Origin of the sequence: Cupriavidus neocaledonicus (genome assembly GCF_000372525.1) — a bacterium.
GTDB classification, from domain to species: Bacteria; Pseudomonadota; Gammaproteobacteria; order Burkholderiales; family Burkholderiaceae; genus Cupriavidus; species Cupriavidus neocaledonicus.
On record NZ_AQUR01000103.1, the window covers coordinates 209,984 to 226,570 of the forward strand.

Annotated in this window: 13 protein-coding genes; 8 read left to right on the forward strand and 5 right to left on the reverse strand. The window is 63.5% G+C overall.

The annotated features are described in order from the left end of the window. Positions 1 to 27: 27 nt before the first annotated feature. Both A3AG_RS0122210 and A3AG_RS0122215 read right to left on the reverse strand, forming a co-directional pair. Positions 28 to 297, reverse strand: a complete 270-nt coding sequence (locus tag A3AG_RS0122210; RefSeq protein ID WP_018007548.1) for a PAAR domain-containing protein — start codon at positions 295 to 297, stop codon at positions 28 to 30. Positions 298 to 384: 87 nt separating this feature from the next. Then, positions 385 to 1,242, reverse strand: coding sequence for a M15 family metallopeptidase (locus tag A3AG_RS0122215; RefSeq protein WP_018007549.1), 858 nt, complete (start codon positions 1,240 to 1,242; stop codon positions 385 to 387). Positions 1,243 to 1,518: 276 nt separating this feature from the next. Between A3AG_RS0122215 and A3AG_RS0122220 the strand changes: the two genes are divergently transcribed. The 7 genes from A3AG_RS0122220 (at position 1,519) to A3AG_RS34250 (ending at position 11,959) form a co-directional block, all read left to right on the forward strand. Then, positions 1,519 to 2,355, forward strand: a complete 837-nt coding sequence (locus A3AG_RS0122220; RefSeq protein WP_018007550.1) for a hypothetical protein — start codon at positions 1,519 to 1,521, stop codon at positions 2,353 to 2,355. Between the two features lie 151 nt (positions 2,356 to 2,506). Then, positions 2,507 to 5,803, forward strand: a complete 3,297-nt coding sequence (locus A3AG_RS0122225; RefSeq protein WP_018007551.1) for a type VI secretion system Vgr family protein — start codon at positions 2,507 to 2,509, stop codon at positions 5,801 to 5,803. Positions 5,804 to 5,805: 2 nt separating this feature from the next. Further along, positions 5,806 to 8,337, forward strand: a complete 2,532-nt coding sequence (locus tag A3AG_RS34720) for a phospholipase D-like domain-containing protein (RefSeq protein WP_085958685.1) — start codon at positions 5,806 to 5,808, stop codon at positions 8,335 to 8,337. Then, on the forward strand, positions 8,334 to 9,455 hold the full coding sequence (locus tag A3AG_RS34085; protein WP_035849419.1) for a T6SS immunity protein Tli4 family protein: 1,122 nt from the start codon (positions 8,334 to 8,336) through the stop codon (positions 9,453 to 9,455). Before A3AG_RS34720 ends, A3AG_RS34085 begins: the two co-directional genes overlap by 4 nt. A gap of 564 nt (positions 9,456 to 10,019) precedes the next feature. Next, positions 10,020 to 11,135: an NADH:flavin oxidoreductase/NADH oxidase gene (locus A3AG_RS0122245; RefSeq protein WP_018007555.1), complete on the forward strand. Its 1,116-nt coding sequence runs from the start codon at positions 10,020 to 10,022 to the stop codon at positions 11,133 to 11,135. Positions 11,136 to 11,161: 26 nt separating this feature from the next. Then, entirely contained in the window at positions 11,162 to 11,584 is a 423-nt protein-coding gene (locus A3AG_RS0122250) for a VOC family protein (protein ID WP_018007556.1), read from the forward strand. A 207-nt stretch (positions 11,585 to 11,791) separates the two neighbouring features. After that, a complete protein-coding gene (locus A3AG_RS34250; protein WP_018007557.1) occupies positions 11,792 to 11,959 on the forward strand; it encodes a hypothetical protein in 168 nt (55 codons plus the stop codon). A 33-nt stretch (positions 11,960 to 11,992) separates the two neighbouring features. Here the strand turns inward: A3AG_RS34250 and A3AG_RS0122260 are convergent, their stop codons facing one another. From A3AG_RS0122260 to A3AG_RS0122270, 3 genes are all read right to left on the reverse strand, one after another. Then, on the reverse strand, positions 11,993 to 13,834 hold the full coding sequence (locus A3AG_RS0122260) for an ATP-binding response regulator (RefSeq protein WP_018007558.1): 1,842 nt from the start codon (positions 13,832 to 13,834) through the stop codon (positions 11,993 to 11,995). Further along, positions 13,831 to 14,463, reverse strand: a complete 633-nt coding sequence (locus A3AG_RS0122265; RefSeq protein WP_018007559.1) for a response regulator — start codon at positions 14,461 to 14,463, stop codon at positions 13,831 to 13,833. The genes A3AG_RS0122260 and A3AG_RS0122265 overlap by 4 nt, the downstream gene beginning before the upstream one ends. Before the next feature lie 304 nt (positions 14,464 to 14,767). Continuing rightward, positions 14,768 to 16,234: a hypothetical protein gene (locus A3AG_RS0122270; protein ID WP_240619927.1), complete on the reverse strand. Its 1,467-nt coding sequence runs from the start codon at positions 16,232 to 16,234 to the stop codon at positions 14,768 to 14,770. On the opposite strand from A3AG_RS0122270, the gene A3AG_RS34610 reads away from it, so the two are divergent. After that, on the forward strand, positions 16,233 to 16,535 hold the full coding sequence (locus A3AG_RS34610) for a hypothetical protein (protein ID WP_240619929.1): 303 nt from the start codon (positions 16,233 to 16,235) through the stop codon (positions 16,533 to 16,535). The genes A3AG_RS0122270 and A3AG_RS34610 overlap by 2 nt on opposite strands. Positions 16,536 to 16,587: the final 52 nt, after the last annotated feature.

Here is a 16,587-nt window from a genome sequence, read left to right on the forward strand (position 1 = left end):
TTGAAACGGCCGTTCGTTGCCGGGACTTCATGCGCTGCCGGTCACGCCCTGGCTGGACAGCAAGGTTGCGCCACAAGCGGTCTTGTCGCCGTGCCGCGCGGCGGCACGGCCGTCGATGATCACGTTGGGGTCGCCGGTGACGATGACGGTGGTGCCGCCATGGCCTGAGCGAGGGCAGGTAACACGGTCCCCCACGCACGCAATGCCCTTGCCGTTGGTGCTGGTGTTGCCCGAGGCGGTGATCACCACGCCGCCGTGGTCGGTCTTGTCGCCCAGCAGAATGAAAGGACGTGCCACTACGCTCTCCCCAAATTGCGCCGGCCAACCGCTGCCGGTCCTGTATCCATGTTCCTGCCAGCCCCGCCATGCGCGGCGACCGTGCCGTTATTGCTGTGCCGGCCGTTTGCCCAGCACACCCGGACGCCGCAGCTCGACGTGCCCGAGATCCATCATCTTCCAGCGGCCGCCCCAGACCAGGCCGGCTGACTCGGCGGCGCGGCCATACAACTCGTAGCCGCGCATGGCCCACGGGTCCTTCTCGCTGATCACCAGCTTGCCGTCGCGGTAGAAGGCACTGTCCGCGGCCAGCCCGAACTGGTGGTAGCTGTGGTAGGCGCCGGCCTGCGTCACGTGGCTGCCCATCGCCGCCAGCTTGGCCTGCCGTTCCGGGCTGCGGTAGCCCTCCAGCAGCGCCATTTCATAGCCGTGCTCGTCGCGCATGATCTTGTAGACCAGCAACAGACGCTGCCTGAATTCGGCATCCAGCTGCTCCCAATCCCGGCTGGCCTCGCGGATCGCCGGGCGGATCAGCTCCACTTCGCGCGTGGTGAATACCTCTGGCGGCAGCGGTGGCGGCGGCACCAGGCGCTCGCCATTGAGCAGCGCGGCGATCTGCGGATCCGGTTCGCGCACACCGTCATCGTCCTCGAACTGGAAGACCTGCCGGTGACGCAACGCCAGCGCAAGCACCGGCGGCAAAGTCACCACCCCCGCGGCAGCCAGGACCAGTGCGCGGCGCTTGGCCAGGAAGTCCCGGGCCGAAGCCAGTGTCGTGGTGGCGCTGCCCACGGAGTGGCGGATCGAACTGGCCGATTGCGAGCCCGCCGACGCCGCGCTGGTGCTCAGGCGGCGCCACTGCGAGCGCGCTACCGCAAAGCAGCGCTGCCGTACTGCGGGCAGAAGCAGCACGGCAGCAGCGGCAACCATCAACACGAAATAGAGGACCAGTGCGACAAAGACCATGCTTACCTGCTTGACCGGGCTGGGCTGTGCCGCTGCGGCGAAGCCTCCGCAAGGGTGCCGAGCATATTCAGTATTTTTTACATCTGTGTTCGATTTGATCTCAATCCGGGGTGATGTCCCCCGTATCGGGTTTGTCTTTCGACGATGCCAGCCGTAGAATCCGGGAGTCTAAGGCCAAAATGATCGAATCTGACATATATGACACAACGGGCCGGTAATTGTAAATCCGGCCGGTAGCGTCCGCCGCGCATTTTATTTCAAATTTCTTGATGACAGATGAGCAATAGCGACGATGTGAAGCCGTCAGCGCCACCAACGCTCTTCGGCAGCGAGCCTGACGCCGATGCCGCTGGGCAGACCCGCATCCTGGCCAGCCTTGAAGGCCGCGTGCCGATGGCGGCCAAGGCTCCGGCCAGGAAGCCTGCTGGGCGCTACCTGGGAGCGGGCCTGGTCGCTGTTGCCGCAACGGCTGTGGCAGGCTGGCTTTGGCTGGACCCGGTCGACGATACGCCCGTATCGATCCAGGCGGGCAATCCGGCGGTCCCGGCACAGCCTGCCGCCGGCGGAGCTGCGCCCGGCGGGCAGACGCTGGCCGACAATGCGCCAGCATCGGCCCCGGTCACTTCCGCCGCGTCGGCGGAATCCGCCCAATCAGTTGCCGAGAGTTCTCAGCCGCAGGCCGCAACCATCGTCGATGCCGATAACAGCGACCCTGCGCTGGATCGGCTCGGCAAGGTCGATGGCGCAGCGGTTGCCGCAGGTGCGGTCGCGGGCGCGACCACGCTGGCCGCGCTGACGTCTCTCGGTACCCAGCCAGCCGGGGCACGGCCAAAGACTACTGAAGTCAGCAAAAATACCAAAAAGACAGCAACGTCGAAGACGCCGCCGCCGGTGGAAAAAGCCAGCGCCAGTACCGCTGCGAACAGCAAGGACAAGAAGACCGTCGCCAAGGCCAACACCTCGGCCAAGTCGAAAACAACGCGTCGCAAATCTTCAGGCACGGCGGCTGACCCCGACGCCGAAGTCCTGGCAGCGCTGCTGTCCCAACCCGAGGGCAAGCCGATCAGCACGGCGACGGCGAGCACGCGCTCTACCACCAAGGCGCGCAACTGAACCCCGCGACGGTTCGATCGCATTACAGAGAATCGGTGTGGCGGCCCGGCATGCGCCACACCGTGCTTGCAATCAAGGCGGGCACCGGCAACGGTAGATCCGCTGGCATGTCGGCCCCTGACGCAGTTGCGGCTGCACGAACGGACAGCGAATGGATGTAACCACTCTTTACCAACATCTTTTCAGCGCGGCGCACCGCCTGTATGCGCTGGAAGGTGAAGGCGCGCTGGGCGAACTCGCCGTCGAGGCCTGGATCGGCCGCGAAGGCGTGTCCGCGCTGGCCGAGTCGCGCATCGTCGCGGTCAGTGCCAACGCCGATATCTCACTGGACAGTCTGCTTGGCCAACGTGTCACGCTGCGGACCACGCTCGCCGGCGGCGGCCAGTCGCGCCGCACCGGCCTGATCCGGCAGGCCGAGAAGCTCGGCGCCGACGGCAGCCTGGCGCGTTATCGCCTGACCGTGGTGCCGTGGCTGTGGCTGACCACGCAGCAGCGCAACAGCCAGGTCTTCCAGAACCGCAAGCTCGACAGCATCATCGAGACCGTGCTGCAGCCCTATGCGCCGCACGCGCACTGGCGCTACGCGGCCGGCGCCGAGGCGCGCATCGCTGCCATCGGAGAGCGTGCCCATGTCGCGCAGTTCCGCGAGACCGACTATCACTTCCTGTCGCGCCTGCTGGCCGAGGCCGGCCTGGGCTATACCGTCGTGGAAGATGAGGAAGCGCCCAGCGGACATGCCGTGGTGATCTTTGCCGACAGCGCGCAATTGCCGGAAGACGAAGAATCTGCGGCGGGTGGCGGCATCCGTTTCCATCGCGCGCACAGTCAGGAATCGGCCGATGCCATCCAGCAGCTGGCGTGCGAGACCCGCGCGACTGTGGCCGGCGTGGCCGTGACGGCATGGGACCCGGAGGCCAAGCGTGCTATCCGCGGCCACGCACCGGCACGTTATGTTGGCAATGCGGGCCGGGCGGTCAGCCCGGATCCGTACCTGTCCGTCAGCCTGTCCTTGGCGCCGGACGCCGCGAGCGCGCAGCGTGTTGCCGAGCAGGTGATCGAAGCCGTTGAAGCCCGCGCACTGCTGTTCACCGGCCGGGCGTCCGTGCGCACGCTGCGCAGTGGGATGCGCCTGACCGTCACTGGCTGCCCGCACCTGCCGCTGCTGGAAGACGGTGCGGCAGGGTACCCGCTGCTGCTCGATGCGGTGGAGCATTGCGGCATCAACAACCTGGCCGCCGACACGCGCGCCGCACTGGCCGATCGCATGGGGCCGCTCGAGGCAGCCTTGTGTTTCGACACACCCCCGGCCGCACCGGACGCCGCAGAGGCAACGCCCGGCCTGCTGGGCGTGCTGCCGGATCAAGAGCCCGTGCGCCTGGCGCCCACGCAAGCGCTGCAGACGGCAGCACGCGAACAGGGCTACGCGGCTATCTTCCGCGCCATCGACGCCCGACGTCCCTGGCGCGCCTGCGTACTCGACGTCGATTGTCCGCGTCTTTACAGCCGGTCCAGTCCGCTGGGGGTGCATAGCGCGATCGTCGTCGGTCCTGACGGCCAGTCCCAGCCGGATGGCAACGCCGAACACCACGCCAGCCCCGCTGGCGAGATCCGCGTGCGCTTCCACTGGCAGCGCGGCGACCGCCCCGACGACCGCAGCAGCCGCTGGATCCGCGTCGCCCAGCGCCAGGCCGGCGCCGGGATGGGCTGGCAATGGCTGCCGCGCATCGGGCAGGAAGTGCTGGTCAAGTTCGCCGACGACGACATCGACCAGCCTTTCGTCATCGGCGCGCTGTACAACGGCCAGGGCGAAGCCGGCCACGCACCAACGCCAGGCGGCAAGAGTGCCGCGGCGAGCAGCGACAGCCAATCCCTGTACGCACAGGGCACGGACAGCGCCCCCAGCGCGCAAGGCAACCTCGCCGCTGGTAACAGCCCTGCCTGGCACGGCCTGGGTTCACAGCCCGATGGCCACCGCAATGCCGCGGCGCTCACGGGTTTCAAGAGCCAGGAACACGGCGGCAAGGGCTACAACCAGTTGGTGCTGGACGACAGCGACAGCCAGCTGCGCACGCAACTGGCCACCACGCTGCAGTCGACCCAGCTCAATCTTGGCCACGTGATCCATCAGCAGGACAACCGCCGCGGCAGCTTCCGCGGCCAGGGATTCGAGCTGCGCACCGACGGCCATGCCGCCGTGCGCGGCCAGGCCGGCCTGTTGCTGACCACCTACCGCGACGCCGCCACCGGCCGCGCGCTGCCCACCGGCGACAACGCCGCCGGCATCGCGTTGCTGCGCCAGACGGGCGACCTCGTCAAGACCCTGAGCCAGGGCGCGACCACGCACCAGACGCAGGCGCTGTCGACCGGCAAGGATGACGAAGCCCCCTTGCAGAAGCAGACCCAGGCTGCTTCCGGCATGGTCGATGGTCAAGCGCTAGAAGCGGCCAAGGACGATGCGTCCAGCGGCAACACAACGACTCCCGGCAAGGTTCCGCACCAGGCCGCGGCCATGGTGCACCTGAATGGCCGGGCCGGGCTAAGCGTGGTTGCGGGCCAGGACTTGCAGGTCGCCAATGGCGAAAGCGTGGCATTGACCAGTGGCCAGGACAGCAACATCGCGGTAGCCGGCCAGGCCCGCGTCCATGCCGGGCAGGCGATCGGCGTGGCGGCGGGACTTTCAAGCGCGGGGGACAACAACATCGGCCTGCAGCTGACGGCGGGGCAGAATGATATCGATATCCAGGCGCAGCACGATTTGTTAAAGCTGGCGGCACGGGATGACTTGACCGTGGTGTCGGCCAACATGAACGTGGATTTCGCGGCGGCGAAACGGATTCGGATTGCCACGGCGGGTGGGGCTTCGATATTGATCGAGGGCGGGAATATTACGGTTGAGTGTCCGGGGGCGATTACTTATAAGGCGGCGCAGAGGAAGTTTGAGGGGGCGGTGGATACGGCTTACGTCCTGCCGTCATTCCCGGATGCGGCCATAGAGGACATTCCAGTGCAGTTCAATATTGCATTACAGGATGTACCAGGTCCGCTGGGGGCGGCGTTCCCCCTGACGGATTGGCGCATTGTCAAGGCCGAGAGCGAACTCGAAGCCCTATATAGCAATAACGAGATTCTGCGGGGCAAGAGTGACGACGCTGGAAAGCTGGCCTTGTCAACGGCTGAACAAAATGTATTGCAAGGTGCTTGTAATAAGCACATCAATCAGATCTGGCTTGTCTGTGATAGTCAGGTGCACCGGGTTTCGCTTTTGCGTGAATCTGAAGAATGGGATGACCGGCAAAAAATGGCGCATGCGCTCAACGCAATGGGATACGCCGATAGTTTCGGAGTCGCAGAAGGACATCCAGTAGAAGAATACTACGCTGACGTTGCAGCTCGCGATATCAAACATACGACAGGCGAAGCGCTGCTAAACCATATTAAGGTCAAGTGAGCATGGCTGGGCAAGAAAAATCGTCTCGCGTCCTTACGCAAATTATTGGTAAGGAAGGAAGGGCCGCGCAAGGCGCAGCAACCAGCAATCTCTGGGTAGGGCACGGCGCAGTGTTCTCCAAAGAGACAGCGGGAAACAAGGTTGTATCCTTCACTACCGGGCGAGAGTATTTCGCCGACTTTATCGCCGCCTGTGAAAAGGCCTCGCAGGAGATCTGCATCATAGGATGGCAAGTGAACTGGGACGCGATGCTGGCCCCTGGTAAGCGCCTCTGGGATGTGTTGTGTGAAGCGGCCCAGCGCAAGGTCAAGATTTATGTGTTGCCTTGGGACGATACCAGCCCGGTGCAAACTTATGATGATCAAACATGTAATGCACTGGAAGCAATCAATACTCACCTTGGCTACTCCAGCAAGGAAAAGTGTGTGCACGTGGCGGTCGCGAAATCCAATGCTACTAGAAACACAACATATTTCAGTCATCATCAAAAACTTGTAGTCATAGACCGAGCGATTGCATTTGTCGGTGGCATTGATTTAGCGTATGGTCGTTATGATGATGCTAGCTATGATTTGCGTGCAGATGGTGATGGTCGCAAGGCCCTTAATCGTTACAATCCTTGCATTGCTTGGCTAGGTTCACTTGATAAGAGGGCTAGGGATATCGTCGATCCTGATCTGCTTACCGGCGCAGCAGATAGTTTCAAGTTACCTGGTCTGACCAACAGCACGGCCGACGGAGTGCTTAAGCAAATCTCTTCCGGTGGAGTTCAAGTACCATATAGTGAACCGACGATGGATGCCGTCGGAGCCAATGCTATTGGGCTAGGCCGTCGCGCAGAACGAAACCGTGTCCAATACGTGACGTTGAATGCAGCCGTTCAACCACGAATGCCATGGCAAGACGTACACAGCCGTATCGAGGGGCCAGCGGTTTCGGATCTGCTTCGCAATTTCGTTGTTCGGTGGAACGTGGTAAGCAAAATGAAGCTGCCTATGCCTAAGCCACCGAGCACATACGAAAAGCGCGGGAATGCTCATATACAAGTTTTGCGAAGCGCGCCAGCCGGTATGCGGAAAGCCGAGTACGACGCGATGCAGAAGAAGCCGGACACAGCACCAACCGGCACAGAGGATGATATTCACCGGGCGATGTTGCAATTGATCGCCAAGAGTAGGCGTTTCATTTATATTGAGAGCCAGTTTTTTGTATCAGATTTCGGCGAAGAGGCCGATTTTGTCACCGGTTCCTTGTCTCCTGCAGCGAAGTACATCAATGATCTCGGAGGTAAAGACGCCAGCAAGACGGCTAAGCGGCTCGGCGTTCTCGATGACGATGCGCCAGTTGGAATAACGTTGGATGGTTTCAAGCCCCGGTTGAAGGTGGACGATAGCAAACTCCTCAATCCACCAACCAACCGTGTATGCTCCGCTCTCGTTACCAGAATTACTCGAGCTATTCTCGATAAAGACAGGCCGCCTTTTCATGTTTATATTACATTGCCAGTGCACCCTGAGGGAAGTTTGCTAAACGCCAGCATTGCGGTGCAGGTCTATTGGACAATGCAGACGATCGCTTTCGGAAGCAAGAGTTTGCTCAACGGCATTCGCCGGGCCTTGAAGGCGAGAGAGCTACGCGAGAAGAAAGATCCTCGCTACATGCGGGTTATCGAGGATGATAGAAATCGTGAATACGAGAGTATTCCGGTTGCAGCCTGCTTCGACTACGTAACGTTGCTTAATTTGCGTAATTGGAAGAAGCTCGGTGAGCGCTATGTGACTGAGCAGATTTATGTGCATAGCAAGTTGATGGTCGTCGATGACCTGTACGCTTTGCTCGGTAGTGCGAATATCAATGACCGAAGCCTGTTAGGGGAGCGGGATTCAGAGATCGCGGTCTTGGTCATGGACGACGATCATCGCCGCGAGGATATCAATGGAAAGGGGAGCCAGCAGCCAGTCCGGGTTTTCGCGCATGAACTACGAAAGAAAATCTGGGGAAAATTGTTCGGGTTGACGGCTGGTGGCAGCAAGGCGGCTAACGAGCTAAGAGATGCGGTGTTGCAACCGGGCAAGCCAGATAGTTGGCGCATGATACAGAAGCGGGCGGAAGCAAATGCAAAGGCTTATGAGGCTGCCTTCAAGCATGTGCCGAGAAACTGGTCGCCTTTTGAACCGAACCGGCCTGCCTCGATCTTGCCCAATTGGGATCCTCTCGCGCAGAAGTCCGCAGGCGCAGGTGCCAGCGGTGCACCAGCATATCCTCAACCCGCCGAGGACGCATTCTGGCAAAAGCCCCGCCATGAACCGGCGGGCGTAAAGCTGCTTGAATCAGTTACCGGATTTATAACTTCGCTGCCGATCCATTGGACACGAGGCGAGAATAACCGTTTCCCTTACCCGACCGCGTTGGTGGCCCATAACGACGAGCCGCATGACAGCGGAGAACGCTACGCGATGCAAACGCAGTCGGGCGACGACGAAGGACTGACCGTGTTCTCCACAGACGATACCGCCCGCAAGGAACACGCATGACCATATTGAACGCTCAGGCCAAACTAGTCCGCCGTTTTCTGTTTGCCGTTTGTAGTGCCGGGTTAGGATTCGGCGCCTCAGCAGGAGAGGTTCCGCCTAGTTGGAGAACTGAATGTGTTGGGCGCACACTGCTTCAATTGCCTGGTGAAGTAGAAGTGGCGGCGTTATCGGCGGCGGATTTTCGCGAGTACGCGGCTGGCAACGGCGATGCCTATCCCAGAAGCAAATTTCCGGACGGGCAGTATGCATTTGGCCCGATGCAGTCATTCATGGGATTGATGATGGTTTCGCAGCCGGAGGGGGAACCCCGCCTCCGGGAGTTCAGGCAAGCCGCGGAGGGAAGAAAAGCAACCGATTTGAGGAGATTGAAGGCCAATCACGGCATAACGCCGCGTGGGCAGAGAGCAAATCTTGAGACGCTTGCAACGGCTCGACACGCTGGCGTCGCGTGGCGCATGGGATCTCACTATTCTGCGTATATCGAAGTCGGGCGGAACGCGCTTTGGTGGGGCGTATCAGGCCGCCCAGAAGAGATGGCGGTGTTGGAAAAGTACTACCGTACCTTAATAAATGGCGTGCAGCCCCGACCACTATTTACTATTCCTACTGCGCCAGGCGTTTGCTTGCCCCATATGTTCATTGGCGACGATGGAACGAATCCGCGTTCTATCAGCGTAGCGTATCGCTTGCGCGAGCACCCCGATATCACGGTATGGATGGAGGATCGAAATGCCCGTGTGGCGGACAAGAATGAGAATCCGTCGGCCTATTCTGCAGCAGCTCGGGCGGACTTCTTCTGGATGCAAGACTATGCCGGAAATTACCAAAGCGTCAGGAGCCTTTGGCGAGAGTTGTACAAAGACGTAACAGTGCCAGCAGGCCGAGGGGTCGAATCGTTCGTCGCGTTGAAGCGCAAGGACGGCACCGAAGACTATGGTTACCTACTGTCCTTACGTGGCGAGCCTAACGCTAAGGACGACCGGCCAGATCTGATGATGTATGTGATTCGCGACGCGGCCTACGCCCGTGCTAAAGGGGTCGCGCCGGTTAGCCGTGAAGGTGTGCTTGACCTGGGCAAGACTATTGCGGCTGGTATGCGCCCCTTGCCATCGCAATAACCGCGAGAGAAAGGGGCCTTCTCGATCTAGGCTTGCGTTTTGTACCCCCCGCTCTATAAGCAGATTTCATACCGATCGATACAAGACACGCCGATGCCAGCCCCCCATATTCGACGAACAGGTTCCCCTCCCGGCCGCCCTGGACGCTTTCTGCACAATTGCTGCCCATCCTGCTCGGCATGCGTATGTTGGTACGCGCCCACCGGAGCGCGCGCTGCTTGAGGGGAGGGCGCGGCCGACGCTGGGCTTGCTGGGGCTGCCGCCGCTAGGCGCCAGCAACGGTTGACCTCTGCCAGCCTTTTCCTGACTTTCCTTCCGTAAACGCCATGCACGCGGCCTGTTCCGTGTATGGGTGAACCGCATCGATTTTTTCCAGCCCCATGCACTGACGCCGGTGGCCCCCGCATGGTTCATTGCGTGGCGCTTATTTGGGGCCGGTGGGAGGCGGGGCGGCGAGAGCAGGGTGCAGGACGATGATTAGCCGTCTGCAGCAACGCCGGCATAGGCCTAGAATCGGGATTCCTGTCCGCGACCACATCAGGATTCCCGCAAGGAGCACTACGCATGAGCCAACTGTTCGAGCCGCTCGCCATCGGCGGCCTCACCCTTGCCAACCGCATCACCATCGCGCCGATGTGCCAGTATTCCGCGCACGCCGGCAATGCGGGCGACTGGCACATGATCCACCTGGGTTCACTTGCGCTGTCGGGCGCGGGCATGCTGATCGTCGAGGCCACGGCGGTCTCGGCGGAAGGGCGCATCACGCCGCATGATCTGGGCTTGTATTCGGACGACAACGAAGCGGCGCTGGGCCGTGTTATCCACGCGATGCGCGCGTATTCGCCGATTGCGATCGCGATCCAGCTGGGACACGCCGGCCGCAAGGCATCGAGCCAGGCGCCGTGGGATGGCGGCCAGCAGATTGCCCCCGATGCGCCCGGTGGCTGGCACACGGTGGCACCTTCTGCCGTGCCGCACGGCGCCGAGGAGGTCGCGCCGGTGGCGCTGGACCGCGCGGGGATGGACAAGGTGCGCGATGACTTTGTCGCCGCGGCAAGGCGTGCGGCGCGGCTGGGGCTGGATGGCATCGAGATCCACGCCGCGCATGGCTATCTGCTGCATCAGTTCCTGTCGCCGCTGGCCAACCACCGTGAGGACGAATACGGCGGCAGCCTGGAGAACCGCATGCGCTTCCCAATTGAAGTGTTCGACGCGGTGCGCGAGGCGTTTCCGGCGCAGCGGCCGGTATGGATGCGCATCTCGGCGACCGACTGGGTGCCGGGAGGATGGGATATCGAGGGCACGGTGGCGTTGTCGAAGGCGCTGAAGGCGCGCGGTTGCGCGGCGATCCACGTGACCACGGGCGGAGTTTCACCGCAGCAGGCGATCAAACTCGGGCCCGGCTACCAGGTGCCCTACGCCCAGCGGGTGAAGGCGGAAGTGGGCCTGCCGACGATTGCAGTGGGCCTCATCACCGAGCCAGAGCAGGCCGAAGCGATCATCGTCAATCAGGAAGCCGACGCGGTATCGCTGGCGCGTGCCATGCTGTATGACCCCCGCTGGCCCTGGCATGCCGCCGCGCGGCTGGGTGCGAGCGTGCAGGCGCCGAAGCAATATTGGCGCTCGCAGCCGCGCGAACTGAAAGACCTGTTCGCAGGCGCGGCGTTTGGACAGCGCTAGGCGATCGATGATAGTGGAGGACCCCCATGAAAGCCAGGATTACGCTGATCACGCTTGGCGTCGATGACTTGCAGCGTGCGGTGCGCTTTTATCGCGACGGACTTGGCCTGCCTACCGCGGGCATTGTCGGCGAGCAGTTCGAGCATGGCGCGGTGGCGTTTTTTGACTTGCAGGCTGGCCTCAAGCTGGCGCTATGGCCACGTGCCAGCCTGGCGCATGATGCCGGATTGCAAGTAACGCCGCGTGCGCTGACCGATGTCTCGCTGGCCCATAACGTTGCCGACAAGGCCGAAGTCGATGCGGTGATGGCGCAGGCACTGGGCGCCGGCGCCAGTGTGGTCAAGCCGGCACAGGACACCTTCTGGGGCGGATACGCCGGCTACTTCCACGATCCGGACGGGCATCTGTGGGAAATCGCCTGGAACCCCGAGATGCTGCCGGCCGATTGAATCAACCTGCACCGCTGCTGGTGCAGCGCCGCAGAGGGATTTCCATAATTGCCACGCGCCGCCGAAGTGCGGACTATCCTTGCAACAGACAGCCATAGCATGCTGTCGACGGAGCGCCCCCCACGCAGTTCCGCAATACCCCACGCACCCGCCCCGTTGGCAGCCCACCGAAGTAAAGCAATAAGAACGATGGCAAGGGAGACGTCCATGCAAGTCTATGACAGCCTGCTGTATGTGACTGCGATGGTGCTGGTGTGTTTGTATGCGTATCTGGGCGTACTGTCCCGCAGCACGGCGATCCGGCTCGGCTCGCCGGCGATCGTGGCGGGACTGGTGCTGGCCTATTCGCTGTCGCCGCTGCATGCGGGCGGTTGATTGGCTCTGACCCCGGCTTGACCGGGCCGTCGTTCACTTCGTGACCGCCGTCTGGCGGTCCGCCGCCTCTTGGCTCCGTGCCGGGAATTCCCGCAGCAGGGTGTCGATGGCCGCCTGCAATTCCTGCGGCACCACGGGTTTGTGCAGCAACGCGGTGCCGCTTGCATGCGCGGTACGCAGGCGGTCGGCCGCGGTATCCCCGGTGATGATGATGGCGGGCACGTGGCGCCCCAGCCGCTGCCGGATCGCGTCCAGTGCCTGCTGGCCGGTACGGTGCCCGCGCAGGCGGTAGTCGGCCAGCACCAGCCCTGGCGTGAACGATGCCAGCGCCGCCAGTGCCTGTTCCTCGGATTCGACCGTGCGGCATGCGCAGCGCCATGCCGACAGCAATTCGGACATCGCGCTGCGGATGGCCTCGTCATCATCGATCACCAGCACATGCAGTCCATCGAGCGGGCGCGCTGCGACAGGGCGCGCGCGTGCTTCCGGCGCGTGCCACGTCTGCGGCATGCTAAAGCGGAACACGGATCCCCGTCCGGGGCGGGAGGCCAGCGTCACGCGCGTCCGCATCGTCCGCGCCAGCCCCTCGACGATGGCCAGCCCTAGCCCGAGCCCTTTGCGCTGGTCACGCTCGGGATTGCCCAGCTGATGGAATTCCCGAAAGATGTCGCGGTGCTGTGCGGCGGGGATGCCGATGCCGGTGTCCCAGACTTCGATGGTGGCCCGCACGCCACGCTGGCGGCAAGCCACCAGCACGCCGCCTTGCTGCGTATAGCGGATGGCATTGGCAATCAGGTTGCGCAGCACCAGTTCGACCAGCGTAGGATCGCCATGCAGCGTGACAGTGGTATCGCGGGTGCGGTACACCAGCCCGCGCGCCTCTGCCTGTGGCGCGAATTCGTTCTCCAGCTTGTACAGCAGGGGCTGCAGGCGGAACGCACGCGCGCGCGGCGTGATCACGCCGGCCTCGAGCTTGGAGAAGTCCAGCAGCGAGTTCAGCATCTCGCGCGCGGCGCCGGAAGAGGCTTCGATATGCGCCAGCAACTGGCGCTGGCGTTCATCCAGGCAGGTGCGGCCCAGCGATACCAGGAACAGCCCCATCGCGTGCAGAGGCTGGCGCAGGTCATGGCTGGCGGAGGCCAGGAATACCGATTTGGCGCGGCTGGCGTCTTCGGCCGCGTGCTGTGCGGCCTCGGCGCGCACGGTCTGTTCGCGCAGTTGCGAGATCAGTTCGACGTTCTCGAAGCGCAGCGCTATCGATTGCCGCGCCACGCGCGCATAGTTGCGCGCGAACACCAGCAGCACGCAGAGGTACAGCGGCGTGCCGAGGAACATCGGCAGGTATTCGATATCGCCGGTGGACAGGAACGCGATCCAGACCGGCACGATCGCCGGCACGAAGAAGCCGATCGCCACCGGCAGGCAAGCCGAGAATACCGCAAGAGCCGCCGCGCTCATGCCGGCGATCAGCGACAGGATGCAGATCACCACCGCCGGCAAGCGCACGTCCAGGTATAGCCACGCCACCAGTCCCCACAGCGACCCGATCAGGATCAGCATGGCGGTCATGCCGCGTGCATAGCGCGCCGCGCCGGCCTCAGTCAGCCGCCCGGGCAGCCGCAGGCGCCCGAAGTGCGCCACGGCGCAAGCCAGCACCATCGCGCCAGCCCAGGGCAGGGCGCCGGGGTGGTCCCAGTTCAGGGTCAGGCCAGCCGCCAGGATGATCGCCGCCAGCGAACAGCCTGCCATCGCGCAGCCGAAGCTCTGGTCGATCAGGCTCATCTGCGCCGCAAGAATGCGTGGCGCGTCGTAGCGGGGCAGCCAGCGCAGCGGCCCGTGCGCGGGAGCGGCCGGGGCTGTGGTCTGCGCCGTCATCGCGCCGCCTGGACCAGACCGCGCCGCTGGGCTTCGAGGATGGCTTCGACGCGGCTGACCACGCCGAGATGATCCAGGATGGCCGCGACATGGACGCGCACGGTGTTCTCGGACAGGCCCATATGGTAGGCGATGACCTTGTTCGAGCGGCCCAGCGTCAGTTGATGCAGCACCTCCAGCTGGCGCGGTGTGAGGTTGCTCGCAGCGTAGGACGTCTGGGGCGTTGCCGCGGCGTCGGGCTCGCCCGAGAAATGCGTGCCGCCAGCGAGGCAGCACGCGATCGCTTCCTCGATTTCGTTTGCGTCGGCGGATTTGGGCAAGAAGCCCGAAATCTCGCGCCGCACTTCGGCAGGGATGGTGTCCAGCCCCGAGGTGCCCGACACGATCAGGATGCGCGCCGCGGGGAAATGCCGCCGCAATACCTTGACGCCCTCGATGCCGTTCAGTCCAGGCATCTGGATATCGAGCAAGACGATGTCGACCGCCGCGCCGCCGTGGTCCTGAACCGCCTGCATGACCGAACCGGCCTCGATGATATGCACCACGCTCGGGCTGTCGGCCAGCACCAGGCGCAGCCCGGTGCGGAACAAGGTATGGTCGTCGATCAGCAGCAGGCAGGCGTGGGGCATTGTAAGGAGGGGCGCGAGGGCCGATCCATTGAACAAGATTCGCGCACGCTTGTCCATGCAACCGCTGTGGGGGGCACTAGTCCGGAAAGATTATTGGCGCACGGGAAAGCCGATGCAAAGATGCGAGTCGTGGGCAGTTCCGCGACGTGCCCGCACCACTTTTGCTACCCACTACCACCCGGCTGTGGGTATTTTTTTTGCTGGCAAGCTGTTGCGGGCTGGCGTGAATGAAAAAAGCCGGCACCGCAGGGCGGTGGCCGGCTTGGTATGAACCGCATGCAAGGCGCCTGACTTGGCGCCTCTGTTACGGTTGCGGGCGGTTGACCGAGATATCGTAGAACGATCCGTTGGCAGCGATACCCAGGCCCAGGCCGGTATTGCCCGGCACCAGCGAGATCATCTCGGCCGCGCCGCTGGTGGCGGCGCGGTAGCGTAGCCCGATGGCCGGGCTGTTCACTTTCCAGCTGTCCAGGCGGCTGTCTTCCACGCGCTTGCGCGTGTAGGTGCCGGTTTGCGCATCCACCGAGGTGATTTCGGTCGACCACACGGTGGGGCCATTCAGCGTGGGCGTGATGCCGGAAAGCAAGACCGTGTCCCAGTACGAGTTGGTCGTGCCCACCACCGGCAGGGGACGTACCACCTGCTTGGCAGCGATCATGAAGCCATCGTCGTGCGTGATGACGACCGTCACCTGGCCGTCGGTGCCCTTGAATGCATAGGCAAGCTGCGAGCCGAAGCTGTCGCTGATCTTGATGCTGCCGTCGGCGTTGGCGCTGAGCGTCGGCAGTTCTTCAGGCAGCCATGCCTCGCAGGTGTTCACGCCGGAGCAGTCGGCACCCTTGGTCAGCTTGCCCGCGGCATCGATGCTGAAGGTCACGCGGCGCGATGCATACGGGGTTCCGCTGTGGTCCCGCTCCATGCCGAGACCGTTCCAGTCGCCTGCCAGGTCGGCCAGGGCAACGGCCTGGGCGGGCACCAGCAGGGTGGGCAGGTCGCTCATCGCACCAGCGGGCGGCACGGCCAGCGCGATGCCGGACTTGGCGACCATCACGGTGTTGGTGGTCCCGTTCGCGCCGGGCACGGTGAAGCGGCAGTTGTCGTTGGCGACGGCGGTGAAGGGGACGGTCTCGTTGCCGACCTGCAGCTTGAGCGCGGCGGCGTCGAGGTCGCCGGCTTCCGTCGCTGCGGAGCCCAGTCCGATCACATGGTATTTGCCCGTCTTCAGCCCGGCGCAGGTCGCCGCCGCCGGCTGCAGCGCGGTCTTGACCGCCGCGGCGTCGGCATTGGCAGCCACCGCGGAGGACAACTCACCCAGCGTGGTCTTGGACGCTTCCAGGCGATCGCCCAACTGGTCCAGCAGCTTGTCCTGCGCATTGCCGGCGTTGGCGCCGTTGGCGGCCACCAGCGGATCCTTGAGCGGGTCGACGCCGCTCAGGTCCACCACGCCGGTCAGCACCAGGCGCACCGATTCCGTGGCGCTGGTCAGGTTGCCGGAAGTCAGCTTGGCCTGCGCGGCGGCGTCGAACTGGTCGAAGAAGGCCGTGGTGCTGCCCTGCGCCAGCGACGCGGTCACCAGCTCGGTCAGCGGGGTGATGTTGGCCACGGCGGTAGTGCCGGTGCCGGCCTCGACCACCGAATGCAGCGTGGTGCCGTCAGGCGTCTTGACGCTGAGCACGCACGGGCGCGTGGCGCCATTGATGCTGAGTGTGAAGCTCCCGTCCGCGGCGGTAGTGGCCGTGCCGCTCCCCGCGGCGCATTTGGCCTGGACCATGGCATTGCCCAATGCAGCGCCAACGGCCGCGGTGCCGCTGATCTTGGTGGCAGCGGGCGCGGTGGTGGGCGCCGAATCGCCGCCGCCGCCTCCGCAGGCCGTCAGTACGGCCGCCGCCAGACCCGTCAAAAACAGATGTTTTGTTTTCATCCCAGTATTGATTTCTGTGGTTTTTGTTATGGCGGGGGACTGCGTGGTGGAACAATGGCTCGTGCAGGACCCGCCCACAGGGTGGCTGACCCGCCCTGCCGGCGCGATTTTGCGTGAAATACCACAGCGTGCCCAACCCGCGTTGAGGTGATTGACAAACCACGCGCGGCGTGGCGAACGGCTTGCCGCCGCGGGCAGGACGA